Source organism: Chryseobacterium taiwanense, assembly GCF_000813825.1.
Classification (GTDB): Bacteria; Bacteroidota; Bacteroidia; order Flavobacteriales; family Weeksellaceae; genus Chryseobacterium; species Chryseobacterium taiwanense.
Genome location: NZ_JWTA01000010.1, coordinates 167,082 through 185,782, shown reverse-complemented (window position 1 = coordinate 185,782; position 18,701 = coordinate 167,082). Strand labels below are relative to the sequence as shown.

At 35.6% G+C, this 18,701-nt stretch carries 14 protein-coding genes; 12 read left to right on the top strand and 2 right to left on the bottom strand.

Going from position 1 to position 18,701, the window contains the following annotated elements:
- Positions 1-23: 23 nt before the first annotated feature.
- From RM51_RS13040 to RM51_RS13010, 7 genes are all read left to right on the top strand, one after another.
- Complete coding sequence (locus tag RM51_RS13040) at positions 24-1,673, top strand: DNA repair protein RecN (protein WP_039370219.1); 1,650 nt, start codon at positions 24-26, stop codon at positions 1,671-1,673.
- A gap of 186 nt (positions 1,674-1,859) precedes the next feature.
- Positions 1,860-3,326 (top strand): DUF5687 family protein, encoded by a 1,467-nt coding sequence (locus tag RM51_RS13035; RefSeq protein ID WP_039370217.1) that lies wholly within the window; start codon positions 1,860-1,862, stop codon positions 3,324-3,326.
- Between the two features lies 1 nt (position 3,327).
- Positions 3,328-4,050, top strand: a complete 723-nt coding sequence (locus RM51_RS13030; protein WP_039370214.1) for an ABC transporter ATP-binding protein — start codon at positions 3,328-3,330, stop codon at positions 4,048-4,050.
- A gap of 20 nt (positions 4,051-4,070) precedes the next feature.
- Positions 4,071-5,009, top strand: a complete 939-nt coding sequence (locus RM51_RS13025; protein ID WP_039370211.1) for a Dyp-type peroxidase — start codon at positions 4,071-4,073, stop codon at positions 5,007-5,009.
- 214 nt (positions 5,010-5,223) lie between these two features.
- Positions 5,224-5,790: an RNA polymerase sigma factor gene (locus tag RM51_RS13020; protein ID WP_039370208.1), complete on the top strand. Its 567-nt coding sequence runs from the start codon at positions 5,224-5,226 to the stop codon at positions 5,788-5,790.
- Positions 5,771-6,409: a hypothetical protein gene (locus tag RM51_RS13015; protein ID WP_039370205.1), complete on the top strand. Its 639-nt coding sequence runs from the start codon at positions 5,771-5,773 to the stop codon at positions 6,407-6,409. The genes RM51_RS13020 and RM51_RS13015 overlap by 20 nt, the downstream gene beginning before the upstream one ends.
- 31 nt (positions 6,410-6,440) lie before the next feature.
- A complete protein-coding gene (locus tag RM51_RS13010; protein WP_039370202.1) occupies positions 6,441-7,478 on the top strand; it encodes an outer membrane beta-barrel protein in 1,038 nt (345 codons plus the stop codon).
- Between the two features lie 174 nt (positions 7,479-7,652).
- On the opposite strand, the gene fumC is transcribed toward RM51_RS13010, so the two are convergent.
- Entirely contained in the window at positions 7,653-9,047 is a 1,395-nt protein-coding gene (fumC, locus tag RM51_RS13005) for a class II fumarate hydratase (protein ID WP_039370199.1), read from the bottom strand.
- A gap of 182 nt (positions 9,048-9,229) precedes the next feature.
- On the opposite strand from fumC, the gene RM51_RS13000 reads away from it, so the two are divergent.
- Entirely contained in the window at positions 9,230-10,837 is a 1,608-nt protein-coding gene (locus RM51_RS13000; RefSeq protein ID WP_039370195.1) for a fumarate hydratase, read from the top strand.
- Between the two features lie 93 nt (positions 10,838-10,930).
- Positions 10,931-11,209, top strand: a complete 279-nt coding sequence (locus RM51_RS12995; RefSeq protein WP_039370192.1) for a hypothetical protein — start codon at positions 10,931-10,933, stop codon at positions 11,207-11,209.
- 97 nt (positions 11,210-11,306) lie between these two features.
- On the opposite strand, the gene RM51_RS12990 is transcribed toward RM51_RS12995, so the two are convergent.
- Positions 11,307-12,176 (bottom strand): helix-turn-helix domain-containing protein, encoded by an 870-nt coding sequence (locus RM51_RS12990; protein WP_039370189.1) that lies wholly within the window; start codon positions 12,174-12,176, stop codon positions 11,307-11,309.
- Between the two features lie 160 nt (positions 12,177-12,336).
- Here RM51_RS12990 and RM51_RS12985 point away from each other — a divergent pair, with 160 nt between their 5' ends.
- The 3 genes from RM51_RS12985 to prfA all read left to right on the top strand — a co-directional run bounded on the left by RM51_RS12985 (position 12,337) and on the right by prfA (position 18,641).
- Positions 12,337-14,412 carry a T9SS type A sorting domain-containing protein gene (locus RM51_RS12985; RefSeq protein WP_039370186.1) on the top strand — a complete coding sequence of 692 codons (2,076 nt, stop codon included), beginning with the start codon at positions 12,337-12,339 and terminating at the stop codon, positions 14,410-14,412.
- A 218-nt stretch (positions 14,413-14,630) separates the two neighbouring features.
- On the top strand, positions 14,631-17,471 hold the full coding sequence (locus RM51_RS12980) for an alpha-amylase family glycosyl hydrolase (RefSeq protein ID WP_039370183.1): 2,841 nt from the start codon (positions 14,631-14,633) through the stop codon (positions 17,469-17,471).
- Positions 17,472-17,555: 84 nt separating this feature from the next.
- A complete protein-coding gene (gene prfA / locus RM51_RS12975) occupies positions 17,556-18,641 on the top strand; it encodes a peptide chain release factor 1 (protein ID WP_039370179.1) in 1,086 nt (361 codons plus the stop codon).
- Positions 18,642-18,701: the final 60 nt, after the last annotated feature.

Here is an 18,701-nt window from a genome sequence, read left to right as displayed (position 1 = left end):
CAATCATAATCTGCTGCCGATTTATGCTTTCGAGAATCTATATAAAAAACTTTGCACTTATTGATGTACTGGATGTTTCTTTAAATAAAGGATTACAGGTAATCACGGGAGAAACCGGAGCCGGGAAATCCATTATTTTAGGAGCACTTCGCCTTATCTTAGGAGAACGTGCAGATGCAAAATCTATTTCCAACACAGACGAAAAAAGTGTTGTGGAAACCGAATTTTCATTAAATAACCGTTTCAAGAAGTTTTTTATAGAAAATGATCTTGATTACGATCAGCAAACCATTATAAGAAGAGAAATTCTTCCATCCGGAAAATCAAGAGCTTTTATTAACGATGTTCCGGTGACGTTGGATGTTCTGAAAGAACTTTCTTCTCAGCTTATAGATATTCATTCCCAATTCGAAACATCCAATCTTTTTACTGCAGAATATCAGTTTAAAATTATTGACGGATTGTCTGAAAATAAGCAGATCGTAGAGGAATATCAAGGAGAATTTTCAGATTTCCAGAGTTTAAAAACTCAACTTAAAAAATTACAGACACAACTGTCTGAGAATAATAAAGAAAGTGATTACAAAGAATTTTTGCTGAATGAATTAGAAGAATTGAAGCTCGATGATGTAGACTATGAAGATCTTCAAAACCAGCTATCCATACAGGAAAATGCGGAGATGATTTCTGAGAATCTTGCACAGATTTTATCAAGATTTCATCAGGAAGAAGTTGGCATCCTTTCATTCTTTAATGAAGCGAAGAATAAACTTTCTAAGATTTCAGAGGTTTCAAATAGTTTTTCAGATCTAGATAATAGATTGGAAATATCTTTTGTAGAACTGAAAGACATTATTTCTGAGCTTGAAAATGAAGCTGAGAGTATTGAAATAAACCCTGAAAATCTAGCATTACTTTCTGAATTGAATAATAAGATTAATTCACTATTTCTAAAACACAGTGTTTCCGGAATTGAAGAACTGAAAGAAATCAGAGATCAATTAGCTGGTGAACAACAAGGAGCTTCTGAATTGGAAGCCAACATTGCAGAAATTGAAGAAAATATTGCTAAAAAAGAAAAGGCTCTTCAAAATCTAGCTGAAAAGCTTTCAAAAAACAGAAAGAAAAGTATTCCTGTTTTCATTAAAAAAGCAGAAGATTTACTTAAAAAGTTAGGCTTAGAAAAAGCAAAAGTAGATATTGAATTACAAGACTCTTCAGACTTTAATCAATTCGGAAAAGAAAATATTCAGTTATTATTCCAGGCGAATTCAGGATTTCCTTTAAAACCGATTCAAACGGCTATTTCCGGAGGTGAAAGATCGCGTGTCATGTTGGCGGTAAAGAAGATTATTGCAGAAAGTGATGAGCTTCCAACATTGATTTTAGATGAAATCGATACCGGAGTGTCAGGAAAAGTAGCTGAAGAGATTGGAAACTTAATGCGTGAAATGTCTGCGGATATGCAGCTTATTGTCATTTCTCACTTAGCGCAGGTTGCTGCAAAAGGAAATGATAACTATAAAGTGGTAAAACAGGACGTTTCCGGAAAAACTCAATCCACCATTGTTCCTTTAAGCAGCGAAGAAAAACTCAACGAAATTGCTCAGTTGCTTTCTGGGAGCAAGATTACAGAGGCTGCGATGGCACAGGCGAAAGAATTGATCGGGTAACTTAAATTCAACTTAAAATATAATAAGGCTTCTGATGATTCGGAGGTCTTTTTTATTTTACATATTATAAAAAAATTCTGGTGGTTATAAACAGACTTATTTTGATAAAAATACTTTATATCTGCTTATCTCGTAAAAACCTGTAACATTTTTAACCTTATATTTACTAATGTAAAAAAGATAACTATGTTTTTAAAATTTCTGAGACTAGAGTTCAAAAGCTTTTTTCGAGGTTCTTCTTTGGGAATCAATCTGGCGATGAAAATTCTCCGTCTTTTTGCGATCCTTTATTTTATGGGCTGTTTATTAGGAGGTGCATTTGTTGCATTTTTCTACATCAAAGAAGATATGCATGCAGATCCTATAAAAATTGTTTCTAAGTTTTTACTTGTAGCTTGGGCGGTTGATCTTATTATTAAATATATGTGGCAGGAAATGCCGACACAGAATATTAAGCCCTTTCTTACCTTAAATATTCCGAAAAAAACATTGGTCAACTATATGTTTAGTAAGACTTTTCTGTCTGCATTCAGTTGGTTAAACTCCCTGTTTCTTATTACGTTTTCCGGAATTGCAATATTTCATGGATATAATTTGGTAGGAGTTTTTACATGGTTAATTGGAGTTTCTCTGTTATTCTATCTGAATAATTTTATCAACATTCTTTTCAATGACAACGAAACGGTTGTTGTTGTTATCGGATGTATTTTCGCTGCAGTAGCAGGTCTTACGTATTATCATATTGTTCCTGTTCTGGAATATTCCGAAAGGTTTTTCTTTAATTTTTACGAAAGACCTTATTTCGCGGTGATTTCAATCCTGTTGTTTACCGGACTATGGAAGATTTGTTTTAATCATATTTATAAAGTGTTCTATCTGGATGAAGGATTGGAGGCTAAAAAAACGGTCGGAAGAACAGAAAATATTGCTTTCTTAAATAAATATGGAGCTATCGGTACATTTATCAATAATGATATTAAAATGCTGAGGCGAAATAAAGTAACTAAAGGCGTTTTGTTGGGAAGCTTTTTATTCCTTTTTTATGGAATGCTGATGTTTTCTTCACCAGTCTATAAAACTCCGGCGATGATGATGGTGATGGGATTGTTTGTGACAGGAGGTTTTCAGTTTTTATTCGGACAGAGAGTTCCTGCGTTTGACAGCTCATACTATCCGTTAATGATGACATTGAATGTTCCTTATAAAGAATATATAAAAGCAAAATGGTGGTTGATGAATATTGTAACGGCTGTGTGTATGGTATTGGCAATTTGTTATGCCTATTTTGGTTGGGATATATATTTGACATTCTTTGCGGCCGGGATTTATAATATTGGAGTTAATTCTCAATTTACACTTTGGTCGGGAGCATTCAATAAGATGCAGATTGATCTGAATGCAAAAGAAAAAAGATTCGGGCAAAAGAATAGTTTTAATCTAAAAGCTTTACTCTTATTAATCCCCAAAATGCTTTTACCAATGTTGGTGTTTGCGATTGTAAAAATTTCCCTCGGACTCACAGCAGCAGTTATTAGCGTGGCAGTGATGGGGGGGATTGGATTTGTTTTAAGAGAAAAAATCTTCGACATCATCGTAAAACATTATAAGGTAGAAAAATACAGTACATTAGAAGCATTCAAAAACAAAGATTAGTATGATCGCGATTAATAATTTATCAAAAACTTACGGTAAAGCTACCGTTCTAAATATAGAAAACCTTGAAATTCCTAACGGCGAAACTTTCGGTTTGGTAGGAAATAACGGAGCAGGAAAAACGACACTTTTCAGCTTAATGCTTGATCTGATTCAGGCTACAACAGGCTTTGTAAGCATTGATGGGATAAAAGTAAATGAATCTGAAGCATGGAAAAATAAAGTTTCAGCCTTCGTAGACGATTCTTTTTTGATAGGATATCTTACTCCCGAAGAATATTTTTATTTCATTGGAGAATTAAGAGGTCAGAACAAAGCATCTGTAGATGAGTTTTTAAAGCAATTTCAGGATCTTTTTAACGGAGAGATTTTAAATTCCGGAAAATATGTTCGTGATCTATCAAAAGGAAACCAGAAAAAAGTAGGAATCGTTGGAGCAATTATCGGGAATCCGGAAATTATTATTCTGGATGAACCTTTTGCGAATCTTGACCCTTCTACACAGATCAAGCTTAAAAATCTGATCAAAGAATTATCGAAACAGGAAGGAGTAACTTTCCTTATTTCAAGCCATGATCTTTCCCATACGACAGAAGTTTGTAACAGAATTGTAGTGGTAAATAAAGGGCAGTTGGTAAAAGATATCCAGACAAATCCTGAAACCTTGAAAGATCTGGAACAATATTTTGCAGACCAGGTTTCTAAACCTGTTGAAGTGATGTAAAACGATTTAAAAACTAAATAATGTCCAATCCTGAATCCCAAAATGTTACAGACTATCCAAACAGTAATACCATTTTTATGGTGTGGAAACTGAATGATAATCCTAAACTAAAAGATACCTTTCAACAATTGTGCGCATTGGTGCTGAATCTTAATAATTCAGTTTTCAATAGATTTCCGGATAGCAGAGCAAGTTGTGTAATAGGAATTGGATATCACGCATGGAATATTCTTGATCTTCCAACTCCTTTACCCAAAGAGTTAACCAGTTTTGAAGAGATAAGAGGAGAAAAACATACCGCAGTATCTACACCAGGAGATCTGCACTTTCATCTGAGAGCAGATGATAAAAGTATCATTTTCGATATGGCGATTGAAATTTCAAAATTACTGTCACCTGTTGCGGAAAGTATTTTAGAAATTCATGGATTTAAATATTGGGATGCCCGTTCGATTCTCGGTTTTGTAGATGGAACAGAAAATCCGCATAATGAAGACCGTGATTTTTTTGCTAAAATTGGTGATGAAGATGAACGATATAAAGGTGGAAGTTACCTTTTTACCCAGAAATATCTTCATAACATGAAAGAATGGGGTAGCCTTTCTACAGAAGAACAGGAGAAAGTTATCGGAAGATCAAAAGAAAACGATATTGAAATGTCGGATGATGTAAAACCTTCAAATTCCCATATTGCATTAGCGAATATTGAAGGTGAAAATGGTGAAGAACTAAAGATCGTAAGAGATAATATGCCTTTTGGAAGTCCTTCAACAGGAGAATTCGGAACGTATTTCATTTCTTATGCGAGTACATTTTCAACAACTAAAAAAATGCTGACGAATATGTTTATCGGGAATCCTCCGGGAAATTACGACAGGATTTTAGATTTCAGTACAGCAGTTACAGGAACACTTTTCTTTGTTCCGACCAGAGACATGCTGGATGAATTTTCAGGATAAAATAAAATAGAAAGGCAGAATTTTTCTGTCTTTTTTTAATTTAAATAGTATGAACTTGTCATTCTGACAAAGGAAGAATCTCGCTTCTAACAATAGATTCTTCACTCCGCTTTGCTACGTTCAGAATGACAAGGAAAAATAATTTTCAAAAAAAATATTTTTTTGTGTAACCTTTTTAAAACTTTGTTGTCTTTAAGATAGAAACAGATAATTCATGAAGCTTTTATTTGGAAATAAAAAAGAAGATTTGCTCAGCCGGCTTAAGAAACAAGACCCGGCTGCACAGAAAGTTTTTTATGAGCAGAACGTCAAAAAGTTTCTGAGTGTAGGAAAAAGCTACATCAGTGATTTGTATCAGGCGGAAGATTGTGTCATTAAAGCTTTTTGCAAGATTTTTAAGCACATTGAAAGCTTTCGTGGAGAAGGGAATCTGGAAGGATGGGCAAGGCGAATTGTCGTAAATGAATGCCTCAACTTTATAAAAAGCCATAAAACCGTTTTTTATATTGATGATATCAATCCTTCATTTATGATTGAAACTCTGGAAGAGGAAGTTGTTTTTGACTTCAATGCTCAGGATCTTTTAGATCAGCTTCCAGATGCCTACAGAATGGTTTTCAACTTATATGTGTTAGAAGGCTATTCACACCAGGAAATTGCCGATGCGCTGAAAATTTCCACTGCGGTGAGTAAGACCCAACTGTTTCGGGCGAAAGAGAAGCTGAGAGTGCTTTATCTTCAACAACAAAAAACAATGAAAAATGAACACATTCAGAGATAATTTAGAACATCAGATAAAAAAACAGATTGAAGAAAGAGAAATTGCTCCTTCCAGAGATCTTTGGTCTGAAATAGAATTGCAGAAAGAAAAACCTCATTCCAAATTCCAGATGAATTGGCTATTGATGGCGGCATGTTTGGTACTTGTTTTTGGGTTGGGATTTATTCTTTTTTCAAATTCTTCAGAAAAAAATAATATTCAAAATGTTCAGATCACTAAAGTAAAAGAGAACTCTCCACAGGAGAAAGCTACTGAAAAGGCTACTGAAAATACAATTTCTGAACCTGTATATGCAGAGAAGAAAATAATTCAGGAAACTCAAGAGGCTTCAACTAAAACGATCAATGAAGTTGTTCAACGGTCGCCTAAAGTTTTAGCTGAGCAAACACAAAAAACAGCTCCGAAAGATGAAGCACAGGTAATTATTACTCCTGAAACCTCTAAAATTTCTGTTTCGGCGGATAAAGTGATGGCGAAAACGGAGGATGCTGTAAAAACTCCTGTGAAAAGAAAAAAATATGTAGATCCCGCTACTTTGCTTTTCTCGGTAGAGCATAAAGATGTGATCGAAAAAACAAAAGAAAGCAATGTCGCAACCGTTGATCTGAACGGCAGATAATACTAAAATTTAACAATAAAAAATTAATAATATGATTAAAAAAATGATCATGATGGGATTCGTATGTCTTGTTTCCACATCAATATACGCACAAAGAAAGCCATTGGTAAATCTTCAGCCAAAAGAAGATACTGAAGTAAGTCCTATCGTAAAGGAAAAGGTAGATGAATACGCCCGAAAAATCGATGCAATCATTCAGGAAGAAAAGAAAATGATGGAAGCTGAATTGCTGACTCTTCAAGCAAAAAATCTTGATAAAGCAGAATTTGACAAACAAAAAGCTGTAATAGCAGATCGTTTTTCAGAAAAAATTGACCAGAGAATTGAAGAATTAGGATTTGATTTGGATACGGTTATCCAGAAGCAGGTAAGATATTCATTGTTGAATTCTGATGTGACTTCCAATGAGGAACTGAAAGAAAAGCTGTTGAAAAAATTCAGACCTGCAAAGAATTTTTCAGGATATATTTCTTACGGAATCATGAATCTTACGAATAGCGAAGCCGACAATGCGTTGGATAAAAATTTAGGATATGCCGGAAATTTCGAATTCGGATTAAAATTTAATTATCAGTTTAGTAGAACAAGTCCTTGGGGATTGATTTCCGGAATCGGTTTTTCGTGGAGAACACTAAGTCTTGATAACAATATGTTTGTTGCTAAAGATGCAAACTCTAATGTTTATCTGGCGAATTATGAGAAAGGATTGAGCAAAAGCAAGCTGAGAACAGGATATGTTATGGTTCCGCTAGGAGTTCAGTATAATTTTTCAAAACTGAAAAATGCGGGAATGGATGTTCAGTACAGAGATTATCAGAAAGGATTTAAAGTTGGGGCAAATGTGTATGGTGGAGTTAAAATGTCGACGAATAATATTATGAAAGGCGAAGGAATCAGCGATAGAGACAGAAGCAATTATCAGGTAAGTCCTTTCATTTATGGAGGTCAGTTTACAGTTTCTTATGATGACTTTAGCATCTTCGTAAAAAAAGATTTCGGAAACTTCTTTAAAAATGGAAATTTTGAGAATGATAAAGCATTAGTTTTCGGAGTTGCGCTTTGGTGGTAAAAGTTGAAAATGTTTTCTGCGTATATGTAGATTCATAATCTATGGTTTGCATGCAAAATAAAAATAAATTATTACTCTTTGGTATGAGAATTGAATAATAAATAATAACATTCATATTAACAAACAAAAGCACTCTGCAATTTTCTGTAGAGTGCTTTTGTTTGTGATGAGTTCTTATTTCAAGCTTCCCACCATATCTTCAGGTTTTACCCACTCGTCAAACTGTTCGGCAGTTAAAAGACCTAGATTGATAGCTTCTTCTTTCAGTGTTGTTCCGTTTTTATGAGCAGTTTTTGCAATTTTTGCAGCGTTCTCATAACCAATATGGGTGTTCAAGGCGGTTACCAACATCAATGATTTATCAACCAGTTCTTTGATTCTTTCATGATTGGGCTCGATTCCTACCGCACAATGATCATTGAATGAAATACACGCATCAGCAATTAGCTGAGCAGATTGTAAGAAATTGTAGGCCATCACTGGTTTGAAAACATTCAGTTCGTAATTTCCCTGCGTTCCTGCAAAAGAAATGGTAGTGTCATTTCCTAAAACCTGCGCGCAAACCATCGTCATCGCCTCGTTTTGAGTAGGATTTACTTTTCCCGGCATGATAGAAGAGCCTGGTTCATTTTCAGGAATATGAATTTCTCCGATTCCCGAACGTGGTCCTGAAGCCATTAATCTCACATCCTGAGCAATTTTATATAAAGAAACGGCTAATTGTTTTAAAGCTCCATGAGATTCAACAATAGCATCATGAGCGGCCAACGCTTCAAATTTATTTTCTGCCGTTACAAACGGAAGGTTGGTGAATTTTGAAATATATTCTGCCACTTTTACATCATAACCTTGTGGGGTGTTCAATCCTGTTCCTACAGCGGTTCCTCCTAAAGCCAATTCAGAAAGGTGAGGTAAAGTGTTTTTTAAAGCTCTCAATCCAAATTCCAATTGAGCAACATATCCTGAAAACTCCTGTCCTAAAGTAAGTGGTGTCGCATCCATTAAATGCGTTCTTCCGATCTTCACAATGTCTTTAAAAGTTTCCGATTTTTCCTTCAACGTATTTTTTAGTTTCTCAACAGCAGGAATCGTTGTTTCTACCACTTTTTTGTAAGTAGCAATGTGCATTGCTGTTGGATAAGTATCGTTTGATGACTGAGATTTGTTTACGTCATCATTCGGGTGAATTTCAGATTTCTCACCCAAAGTTCCGCCGTTATTTACATGAGCTCTGTTTGAAACCACCTCATTTACATTCATATTCGATTGTGTTCCTGATCCTGTTTGCCAGATCACCAAAGGAAACTGATCATTAAGTTTTCCTTCCAGGATTTCCTCACAAACTTTAGCAATCATGTCTCTTTTTTCAGTGGGTAGAACGCCTAAATCAGTATTTGCAAAAGCTGCTGCTTTCTTTAAATAAGCAAAAGCTTCAATAATTTCATGCGGCATAGAACCTTCAGGTCCTATTTTAAAATTGTTTCTTGATCGTTCAGTCTGTGCACCCCAAAACTTATCTGCGGGAACCTGCACTTCGCCCATGGTGTCTTTTTCTATTCTGTAATTCATTGTGATTGAAATTTTTATTTAGTTTAAATGTTTGTGATTTTATGGTTGAAATAACATTCTATAAAGTTACTTAATAATGAAAAAACACGCAATTTATAATCATTATAAATATCAATCTAAGTCGCTGATTTTGCTCATGTTTTTTTACGTAAGCCGTATTTTTGTATCAATAAAAAATTGAAATGGAATTTAGATATCAGGATCCGTATCCGATTCAGAAAGATGATACGGTGTATAAGAAGCTTACATCAGATTATGTAAAAGTTGAAAAATTAGGAGACAGAGAAATTTTAGCGGTAGATCCGAAAGGTCTTGAGCTATTGGCTGAAGAAGCTATGGCAGACGTTTCTTTCATGCTTCGTTCTTCGCATTTGGAAAGTTTGAGAAGAATCATCGATGATCCTGAAGCTACAGATAACGACAGATTCGTTGCTTATAACTTATTGCAAAATGCTGCAGTTGCTGTAGAAGGTGCTTTACCTTCTTGCCAGGATACAGGAACGGCAATTGTAATGGGTAAAAAAGGAGAAAATGTATACACGGGAGTTGATGATGGTGAATATTTAAGCAAAGGAATCTACAATACCTACCAAAAAAGAAATTTAAGATATTCTCAGGTTGTTCCTTTAACGATGTTTGATGAAAAAAACTCAGGATCTAATCTTCCTGCGCAAATTGATATTTATGCTAAAAAAGGAGATTATTACGAGTTTTTATTCTTAACAAAAGGAGGAGGTTCTGCCAACAAAACATTCCTTTACCAAAAAACAAAATCGTTACTAAACGAAAAATCGTTGGAAGCTTTCGTAAAAGAGAGAATTTCAGATTTAGGAACTGCGGCTTGTCCGCCTTATCACTTAGCTTTGGTTATCGGTGGAACTTCTGCTGAAGCAAATTTGGCGGCAGTGAAAAAAGCATCTGCGAAATACTACGATAATCTTCCAACAGAAGGAAATGAAGCTGGTCAGGCTTTCAGAGACCTAGAATGGGAAGCAAAAGTTCAGAAGATTTGCCAGGAAAGTGAAATTGGAGCGCAGTTTGGAGGGAAATATTTAACGCATGATGTGAGAGTAATCAGACTTCCTCGTCACGCTGCTTCTTGTCCGGTTGGAATGGGCGTTTCTTGTTCTGCAGACAGAAATATTAAAGGGAAAATTACAAAAGAAGGTATTTTCTTAGAGCAATTGGAGCAAGATCCTAAGAGATTTTTACCGGATACGCCACCACATTTAGAGGAAGCAATTGAAGTTAATTTGAATAAGCCAATGCCTGAAATTTTGGCTGAACTTTCAAAATATCCAATCAAAACGAGATTAAAGCTAAACGGAACTTTAATCGTTGCAAGAGATATCGCTCACGCGAAAATCAAAGAAATTATTGACAGTGGGAAACCAATGCCTGAATATTTCAAAAATCACCCGATTTATTATGCAGGACCTGCAAAAACTCCGGAAGGAATGGCTTCAGGAAGTTTCGGGCCTACAACTGCGGGAAGAATGGATGTATATGTGGATGAATTCCAAAGTCATGGTGGAAGCATGATCATGCTGGCAAAAGGAAACAGAAGTAAGGATGTAACCGATGCTTGTGGGAAATACGGAGGTTTCTATTTAGGATCAATCGGTGGACCTGCTGCAATTTTGGCAAAAGACAATATCCTGTCTGTTGAGGTAGTAGATTTCCCTGAATTAGGAATGGAAGCTGTACGAAAAATTGAAGTAAAAGATTTCCCTGCATTCATCATTAGTGATGATAAAGGAAATGATTTCTTTGCAGCACTTGCTCATTAATTAGTTTAAAATCAAAATAAATAAAAAAATAGGACGTGTATCTTTTGTGTAAAAAGGAAAAAAGTTCTATTTTTGCCTAAAATATTAAGTAAAATGATGTTATCAGCATTTTGGCCGTTTTATCAGTTCCTTTGGACAATCTACTTTGTTACAATGTTCCTAGTAGGATTCTGGTGTATTTTTATGTTTTTCGGATTGGTGATTCCAATGTGGTTGACGGAAGGTTTGAAAGAATACTTTGGGAAAGTAGCTCCTTTTGATCCGGAAGAAATTAGAAGTAAAATGGTGTACGAGCAAGAAGGTGTAGAAGTTATTTACAACTCACCTAAAGGTCACGGTCCTTTTATTCATGATAGTCACGGACATCATTAATTTGTATGTCATTGCTTTTTCACCTGAATTCTGAAGAAGCAATATCAAAGCAAAACAACATATATGAAACCACTAACTTGTTAGTGGTTTTTCTGTTTCATCCATTCCTGAGTTTTTCAGGAGAAACCCCAAACTTTTTTTTGAATGCTCTGGAGAAATTCTGGACATAGTCATATCCACAATCTATGGCGATTTCTTTAATCATGATATTCTTATCAACGATGAGCTTCTTAGCCTTTAACATTCTGAGCTCTGAGACATAATCAACTATGGTTGAATGGTAATGCTCCTTAAATTCCTTTCTTATTTTATTTTCATTAACTCCAAGTTCTTGGCTCAGATCATTTATCTTCAGACTTCTGTGAAAGTTGTCATCTATATATTTCTTTATGCGAATATGTAGCTTTGAAGGGGTTTCTGAATCATTTTTTTCTGTAAACTGTTCGAAAATCAGAATTAAAAGCTTGATAATTTTAGCTTCGATAAACAGTTTCTGCATCATTCCTTTTTTTGAATATTCGATGATCTCTTTCAGAATGATATGCATTTCCACAGTCATTAAAGGAGGCGTTTGCTTATGTAGAAAAATGAAATTATTTTTTGTCATTTGTTCTAATATTTCAGAGCTCTCTTTACTTTTTTGAGGATTAAAAAGATTGAAAATATATTGATATTTTATTTGTATCTGTAAATATTTTAAAAGCTCCTGATTCTCTGTCCATAATTTTGCTTTACTCTCTTCCGAAGAATAGTGCAGGATGTATTCGTTTTTTTTAAAGGAAAACTTGGTTCCACAGTCGTCGGCTTCCAGATTGATATTGGGGCTCAATAAATAGAGAAGATTAAAACTTGATTTTCCTTCTACGAAGTTCGTTTTAGGGGATTTCTCTCTGTTGGTATTCGTATGAAAAACAATAGAAATTTCTTCCGAACTATAAATTTGCCCCTCTTGTATCTTATTCTTCATATGGCGTTTCCAATTTATTATTTGTAAATCAGTCTTTTACTTATTAGAGATTCGTATGATTAGCAATAGTTTGGAAATGATAACTATACTTAATCCGATACAACTAATTTTGCGCAAATTTACTACAATTAATTTAGAATAAATAAAAATAAATATTCAAATGTTTAAAAATTTATATTCTGCAACGGTCAAAATTGGCTTAGGGTTAGGAATGTTATCCATTGCGTCAGGAGCTTTGTCTGCTCAGCAATGGCAGGATGTAGGAGTATCGGGAAGTCTTTCTACAGGAACGTCAAGTTATAATAATTTAGCGATTGATGGGCAAGGAAATTACTATGTTTCCTATTATGATGTGGCTGCAACTAAAGGTTCGGTACAAAAATTTAATGGGACCTCTTGGTCTTATGTAGGAGGTTCAGCAGGAATTACAACAGGAAGTGCAACATACAGTTCTTTATCTTTAAACTCTTCAGGGATTTTATATTACACCAATCAATGGTCATATCCAAATTCAGGAATGGAGGTTAGAAAATTTGAAGGAACTTCATGGAGTCAGCTTCCCAATGCATTTAGTGCAACCACAAATTATCAGGCTTCTGCAGTAGCACCCAACGGAACTCTTTTCGTATATGGATCTGTAGATTCCGGAACCGTGAAGCGTTTTGTAAACGGAGCATGGGAGCAGGTAGGACCTACAGGAATTGCAGGGGCAACTCCTTACAATGCTGAAATGGTTATTGGAACTAATGGTAAAGTGTATGTTTGCCATAATGCATCCGGAGTAAAAGTATACGAAAACTCTCTCTCAGCATCTGCAACAGATAGTTGGACTTTAGTAGGGGGAGCTTCGGCTGGAACTACATTTACAGAAGGAGTAAATGCGACTTCAGATATTGCAATTGGAGCAGACAATAAATTGTATGTAGTTTATTCTTCAAACCTGGCAAACAACAGAAGGCTGAATGTAAAAAAATTCAATGGAACAGATTGGGAACAAGTAGGAGATGTAAATTTTGGAATTTCTAATGACCTTTATAATGTAGCAATTACCGTAACACCTGCCGGAAAACTGTATGTTGTGGCAAGTGGCTGGAGCATTAACGGAGGAAAAAATACTGTATATGAATATAATGCTACAACGAATACTTGGGCAACTTTTGGAGGCGATTTTATATCCGATGGTACAGCAACGTACAATGATTTGCAATATGATGCAGTCAATAATTCCTTAGTTCTTACTTATTCGCAAAGTGGTGTTAGAGTAAAGAGAATTTCTCTTACTCCGGCTTGTAATAATACAGATCCGGGAGCAAACCCTGGAGATACTGGTTGCGTAAGTTTTACGTACAAAGGGCAGCCGGTTTCTTATACAACGGTAAGAGGACAGGACGGAAAGGTTTGGCTTCAGCAGAATTTAGGAAGTACTCAGGTTGCGACTGCTATGACGGATACCAATTCTTATGGAGATCTTTTCCAATGGGGAAGATGGGATGATGGCCACCAAGTGAGAAATTCATCCACGGTTTCTATGCCTTCTGTTAATAACCCATCAGGTTTAGCAGGGATTACTTCCTTCATTATCGGTTCAGGAACAAGTAATTATTGGTGGAGTACAAACGCTACAACAGATACTTGGTCGGGAGCAAATACATCTGCAATTACTTCAGAAATCGGAGTAGATCCTTGTAAAGCAATTGGGCAAGGTTGGAGATTGCCAACTCAGGCAGACTGGGCAACAGCGGTGAGTGCAGAAGGTATTTCAAACCCTACGACAGCATTTAACAGCAGACTTAAACTTCCTGCAGCAGGTAATAGAAGTCCTATTGATGCTACTTTTACTTATGAAGGGCAAAGAGGATATTACTGGAGTTCAGATGTGTCTGGTTCAGGTGGAAAGTATCTTTATATAGGAACAACCATTGCAAATGCTTCTTCAGGAGGTCCTAGAGGACAAGGGCAGTCGTTAAGATGTATTAAAGAAACTTCCGCGTTAGGAACATCAGATATAAGACGTGTAAATCTTGGGATTTATCCGAATCCTACAAAAGATATTCTGAATATTAAAATCGATTCATTAATTGATGCCGTAAACGTTACCAATATGGTAGGGCAAAGAATTAATGTTCAGTTCTCTAATAATCAGATCAATCTGCAAGGCTATCCAAACGGAGTGTACATTGTAGAGTTAAAACTAAAAAGCGGACAGACAATTTCTAAAAAAGTGATTAAAAACTAATTCCGTTCATATTAGATTGATAGACAAAAGGCTTTTTTAAGCCTTTTGTTTTTTTTATGAACTTTACTCAAATCAATTTTTGCCCAACAAATTATAGTTTAAAAACTCGTTAATGCATAACGTTTCAATAGGGTAATCTCCAAAATTTTATATTAAAAAATCAATAATTCTGGAAAATGAACTACTTTAGTATGAATTAATATGAAAAACGAGATCATATGAGAAAATTATATTCCGGAATCATGATGCTTTTTGTTGCTTTTGTTTTTGGACAAATAAGTTATACGATTAACCCAAATCCTTTTAACGAAACAGATGCCATTACTTTATCAATTCCCGGCAATCAAATTGATGAAACAGCGTGGGGAGTTGTCAACAATGCGATCTATATTTGGTCATGGTCTTTAGACGGTAACTACCAAAATACTCAGGATTGCCCAACCAACGGAACCTGGAATAATTCTAATGATCTGAATAAATTAAATTATAATTCAGGCACTGATACTTATTCTTTAACCTTTACTCCGACTGTGTTTTATAACAGAACAGGAATCGGAAGATTGGGGTTTTTATTAAAAGATAAAACCGGAACTCATCAGACCTCTCCTGATATTTTGGTAAATGTTGGAGTTTTAAATTTAAGTCTTACCAATCCTTCCGTGAATAGCTTAACGTCTGTTCCGGTAGGAAATTCAATCAATATCACCGCAAATACCAATGTAAATGCAACCTTTCAGCTAAAAGCAAATGGAGTCGTTGTAAACTCTACTTCTACACCATCCACTTCTTATTCTTACAGTTATACAGTGACACAAGATGCGGATATGGAATTAATTGCTACTCAGGGTTCCAGTTCTAAAAATGCCACGTTCATTTTACAGGTTCCAAGAAATGTAATCTCTCAACCCATTCCAAGCTGGATCAAACAGGGTATTAATTACGATCCTGCCGATCCTACAAGAGTAGGTTTTGCTTTGTATGCACCATATAAAAACTTTGTTCATCTGATCGGAAGTTTTAATAATTGGAGTGTAAATGATATCTATCTGATGAAAAGAGATACCACGAATCCGGATCTTTATTGGTATGAGCTGAATGGATTAACTCCGCAGCAATTATATACTTTCCAATACAGAACCAATGATCTGAAAAAGGTGGCAGATCCTTACTCTCCGCAGATTCTGTCTTTGTATGATGATCCATCGATTTCATCAACTACTTATCCGAATCTTCCGGCTTTTCCTTCAGGACAAAGTTTTGAAGTGTCGATGTTTAAAACAGGGCAAACTCCTTACAATTGGCAGGTAACGAACTTTACAAGACCAAGCAAAGAAAATTTAGTGGTGTATGAATTATTGCTAAGAGATTTTACTCAGGAAAAAAACTGGCAGTCACTAATCAATAAGATCAATTATTTAAAAGACTTAAAAATCAATGCGATTGAACTTCTTCCGGTTATGGAATTTGAAGAAAGCCTTTCCTGGGGGTATAATACATCATTTCATTATGCGCTAGATAAAGCGTACGGAACACCGGAAAAGTTTAAGGAATTTATAGATTTGTGCCACCAAAACGGAATTGCTGTGATTTTAGATATTGCTTTTAATCATGCAACAGGACGTTCTCCTTTGGTCAGACTTTGGAATGTAGATCCTGATGGAGACGGGTATGGAGATGTAGCCACAAACAATCCGTACTTTAATACCGTTCCAAAGCATTCGTATAATGTATTTAATGATTTTAACCATTCAAGTTCTTGGACTAAATATTACGTTGAAAGATGTCTGCAACAGTGGTTAACGGAATATCATATCGATGGCTTCCGTTGGGATCTTACCAAAGGGTTTACCCAGAATTGTACGGCAAATGATGAAACCTGCACCAATGCTTACCAACAGGACAGAGTGGATATTCTAAAATATTATGCAGATAAACAATGGAATATCGATCCGAATTCATATATGATTTTTGAACACTTGGGAACAGATGCAGAAGAGCAGCAGTGGGCGAACTACAGAGTTGCCGAAGGAAAAGGTGTAATGCTTTGGAATAAACAGACGGATCCTTATAATCAAAATACAATGGGATATGTATCAAATAGTAATTTTGACCGTATGGATCATGATCTTCATGGTTTTACCAATATGAGAGCAGTAGGATACGGAGAAAGCCATGATGAAGAAAGACTGATGTTTAAAAATCTTGCTTACGGTGCTGCAAACGGAACGTATGATGTGAAAAATTTAAATACGGCATTGGACAGAATGAAAACTTTTGGAGCAACATTTTTTACGATTCCTGGACCGAAAATGATATGGCAGTTTGGAGAATTGGGATATGGTTTCAGCATCAACAGATGTACGGACGGAACCATCAATACCAATTGCCGTACCGATGAAAAACCAGTTGCTTTCACTTTAGGTTATGATACGGATACCAATAGAAAAGCGGTGTATAATACCTGGGCACAGATTATTAATATCAGAAATGCCAATCCTGTTTTCAAATCAAAAACTTATACGGTAGAATCAAACAATCTGACGAACGATCCTGATGGACTGATCACGAGAATTTATGTATATGATACCACACTAACGGGAATTGAGCTGAAAAATATCGTGGTTCTTGCCAATTATGGAATTACGGCAAAAAATGTAGTTCCGTATTTTCCTTATGCTGGACAATGGAAAAACTTGATGGATAATACTGTCATGAATGTAACTTCTACAACGGCTCCGATTACATTACAGCCGGGAGAATTCAGAATTCTTGGAAGTACGGACGGGACTTTGTCGACTTCGGAAATAAAATCTGAAAACAGATTGTCTCTTCAGATTGCTGATAATCCGGTGAAAAAGGGGATAGCAAAACTCATTTATCATAAAGCTAAAAATGGGGAGATCACTATTTATGATCTGTCAGGAAAAAAGATGGATTTCTTTAAGCTTGCCAATGAAAGCGGAACGTATGAAGTTCAAATAAATTATCCGGCAGGAACCTATCTTGTTCAGTTGAAATCAGAAACGGGAGTTGCCATCCAGAAAATGATCATTAAATAAAAAATTATATAAATCCAAAGCTCATGAAAATGGGCTTTTTTTGTTCGTAATCAATTCCGTATCTTTGCAAACTAAATTTTCACTATGTCTAAAAGTTTAATTCCGAAACTGGAAGCTATAAAACAAAGATACAATGAGGTTGCGGACCTTATTATTCAGCCTGATGTTATTTCAGACCAGAAAAGATATTCTTCTTTAAACAAAGAATATAGTGATTTGGGGAAAATTGTAAGAGTTTACGATCTATATAAAGGGGCTTTAGATACCATTGAAGAATCTGATGAGATTATTGCAGATGGTTCAGATAAAGATTTTGTTGAACTGGCAAAAATCGAAAAAAACGAAGCTTTAGAAAAAATTCCTGGATTGGAAGATGAGCTTAAAGTTCTTTTGATTCCTAAAGATCCTGCTGATGACAAAAACGTAATTGTGGAACTTCGTGCCGGAACAGGAGGAGATGAAGCTGCAATTTTCGTAGAAGATGTGTACAGAATGTATACCATGTATTTTAAAACAAAAGGATGGAGACATGAAGTAACCGATTCTAACGAAGCTGCAAAAGGCTACAAAGAATTGATTATGAAAGTGGAAGGGGAAGGAGTATACGGAATTATGAAATTCGAATCAGGAGTTCACCGTGTACAGCGTGTTCCGGAAACAGAATCTCAGGGAAGAGTTCACACTTCAGCAATTACAATCGCCGTTTTACCCGAAGCAGAAGAAGTAGATTTTGAACTGAATCCAGCTGATATTGAAATGCAGACTTCGCGTTCAGGAGGAGCAGGAGGTCAGAATGTAAACAAGGTAGAAACTAAAGTACAGTTGACGCACAAACCTTCAGGAATGGTAGTTGTTTGTCAGCAGGCTCGTTCACAGTTGGCTAACCGTGAATTGGCAATGGAAATGCTTCGTACCAAATTATACGACATCGAATTACAGAAAGTACAGGGCGATATTGCAGCACAGCGTAAATCGATGGTTTCTACAGGTGACCGTTCTGCAAAGATCAAGACGTATAACTATCCACAAGGAAGAGTTACCGATCACAGAATCAACAAATCAATGTACAACCTTGATGCGTACATGAATGGGGATATCTCTGAAATGATTGATGCGGTAATCATGGCTGAAAACGCTGAAAAAATGAAAGGAGAAGAGGAAAATTATTAATCTTTTCTTTTAAAAATATATCTAAAAGCTTCTGATGAGTCAGAAGCTTTTTTTATTTAA

Bases quoted from the DNA above. Each gene is read 5' to 3' on its own strand.
- RM51_RS13040 (WP_039370219.1), top strand. From the start codon at position 24: ATGCTTTCGAGAATCTATATAAAAAACTTTGCACTTATTGATGTACTG.
- RM51_RS13035 (WP_039370217.1), top strand. From the start codon at position 1,860: ATGTTTTTAAAATTTCTGAGACTAGAGTTCAAAAGCTTTTTTCGAGGT.
- RM51_RS13030 (WP_039370214.1), top strand. From the start codon at position 3,328: ATGATCGCGATTAATAATTTATCAAAAACTTACGGTAAAGCTACCGTT.
- RM51_RS13025 (WP_039370211.1), top strand. From the start codon at position 4,071: ATGTCCAATCCTGAATCCCAAAATGTTACAGACTATCCAAACAGTAAT.
- RM51_RS13020 (WP_039370208.1), top strand. From the start codon at position 5,224: ATGAAGCTTTTATTTGGAAATAAAAAAGAAGATTTGCTCAGCCGGCTT.
- RM51_RS13015 (WP_039370205.1), top strand. From the start codon at position 5,771: ATGAACACATTCAGAGATAATTTAGAACATCAGATAAAAAAACAGATT.
- RM51_RS13010 (WP_039370202.1), top strand. From the start codon at position 6,441: ATGATTAAAAAAATGATCATGATGGGATTCGTATGTCTTGTTTCCACA.
- fumC (WP_039370199.1), bottom strand. From the start codon at position 9,047: ATGAATTACAGAATAGAAAAAGACACCATGGGCGAAGTGCAGGTTCCC.
- RM51_RS13000 (WP_039370195.1), top strand. From the start codon at position 9,230: ATGGAATTTAGATATCAGGATCCGTATCCGATTCAGAAAGATGATACG.
- RM51_RS12995 (WP_039370192.1), top strand. From the start codon at position 10,931: ATGATGTTATCAGCATTTTGGCCGTTTTATCAGTTCCTTTGGACAATC.
- RM51_RS12990 (WP_039370189.1), bottom strand. From the start codon at position 12,176: ATGAAGAATAAGATACAAGAGGGGCAAATTTATAGTTCGGAAGAAATT.
- RM51_RS12985 (WP_039370186.1), top strand. From the start codon at position 12,337: ATGTTTAAAAATTTATATTCTGCAACGGTCAAAATTGGCTTAGGGTTA.
- RM51_RS12980 (WP_039370183.1), top strand. From the start codon at position 14,631: ATGAGAAAATTATATTCCGGAATCATGATGCTTTTTGTTGCTTTTGTT.
- prfA (WP_039370179.1), top strand. From the start codon at position 17,556: ATGTCTAAAAGTTTAATTCCGAAACTGGAAGCTATAAAACAAAGATAC.